Origin of the sequence: Paenibacillus cucumis (ex Kampfer et al. 2016) (assembly GCF_019748695.1) — a bacterium.
In the GTDB taxonomy this organism is placed as follows: domain Bacteria; phylum Bacillota; class Bacilli; order Paenibacillales; family Paenibacillaceae; genus Paenibacillus; species Paenibacillus polysaccharolyticus.
This window is the reverse complement of sequence record NZ_JACLIC010000076.1, coordinates 1-218: the sequence shown is the minus strand read 5'-3', so window position 1 is coordinate 218 and position 218 is coordinate 1. Positions and strand designations below refer to the sequence as shown.

Annotated in this window: 1 protein-coding gene; it reads left to right on the top strand. The window is 55.5% G+C overall.

The genetic code is table 11. The features are described 5' to 3' along the window. A partial coding sequence (locus H7T88_RS29280) for a hypothetical protein (protein WP_221791740.1) occupies positions 1–218 on the top strand: 218 nt, incomplete at both ends.

Genomic DNA, 218 nt, shown 5'->3' with positions numbered 1-218 from the left:
ATGGCTCAATCCGAACGCAACAGTAACGTGAATGACCGTGAGCGTACTGCAAGCAGCAGCTATGCCAGCGAAAGTCGCGGCATGCTGGATCTGGGTCTGAACGCGAAAGCGGAAGGAGAGAGTGCAACAATGGCTCAATCCGAACGCAACAGTAACGTGAACGACCGTGAGCGTACTGCAAGCAGCAGCTATGCCAGCGAAAGTCGCGGCATGCTGGA